Raw genomic sequence first — 1068 nt, forward strand, 5'->3', positions numbered from 1 at the left:
AGCAGGCCCAGATCGTTGCGCAGGGACAGCAGCCGCTCGAAGAGCTGGCGTGCCTCGTCGACCCGGCCGATCATCGCCAGGTCGTCCGCCAGCCAGAACGAGCAGGCCAGGAACGCGCCCTCGTCGCCCTCCAGGCCGTCGACGCCCGCGTCCTCGCCCTTGGTGGGGTAGCGCAGGACGAAGCCGTCCTCCGTGGACAGCTCGCGCTGGATCGCCTCGATCGTGCCGATCACGCGCTTGTCGTCCGGGGGCAGGAAGCCCATCTGGGGGATCAGGAGGAGGGAGGCGTCCAGTTCCTTCGATCCGTAGGACTGGGTGAAGGTGTTGCGTTCCTTGTCGTAGCCCCGGTCGCAGACGTCGCGGTGGATGTCGTCGCGCAGTTCCCGCAGCCGCTCCAGCGGCCCTTCCGCGTCCCCGGACTCGATCAGCTTGATGGTGCGGTCGACGGCGACCCAGGCCATCACCTTCGAGTGGACGAAGTGGCGGCGCGGGCCGCGCACCTCCCAGATGCCCTCGTCCGGCTCGTCCCAGTGCTTCTCCAGGTACTCGATCAGCTTGAGCTGGAGGCCCGTGGCGTAGTCGTTGCGGGTCAGGCCCGTCATATGGGCGAGGTGAAGTGCCTCGATGACCTCGCCGTACACGTCCAGCTGGAGCTGGCCCGCCGCGCCGTTGCCGACCCGGACCGGGCCGGAGTTCTCGTAACCGGGCAGCCAGTCCAGTTCGGCCTCGCCCAGCTCGCGCTCGCCCGCGATGCCGTACATGATCTGCAGGTTCTCCGGGTCGCCGGCGACCGCCCGCAGCAGCCACTCGCGCCAGGCGCGGGCCTCCTCGCGGTAGCCGGTGCGCAGCAGCGAGGAGAGCGTGATCGCGGCGTCGCGCAGCCAGGTGTAGCGGTAGTCCCAGTTCCGGGAGCCGCCGATGTCCTCCGGCAGGGAGGTGGTCGGCGCGGCGACGATGCCGCCGGTCGGCGCGTACGTCAGGGCCTTGAGGGTGATCAGGGAGCGGACCACGGCCTCGCGGTAGGGCCCGTGGTACGTGCACTGCTCGACCCATTCACGCCAGAAGTCC

At 69.9% G+C, this 1068-nt stretch carries 1 protein-coding gene; it reads right to left on the reverse strand.

Features of this window, described 5'->3' with window-relative positions; translation table 11 throughout:
• A partial coding sequence (locus tag ACZ7IB_RS49315; RefSeq protein ID WP_470921927.1) for a glycoside hydrolase family 15 protein occupies nucleotides 1-1068 on the reverse strand: 1068 nt, incomplete at both ends.

It is taken from the genome of Streptomyces sp. NPDC037301, from assembly GCF_055602785.1.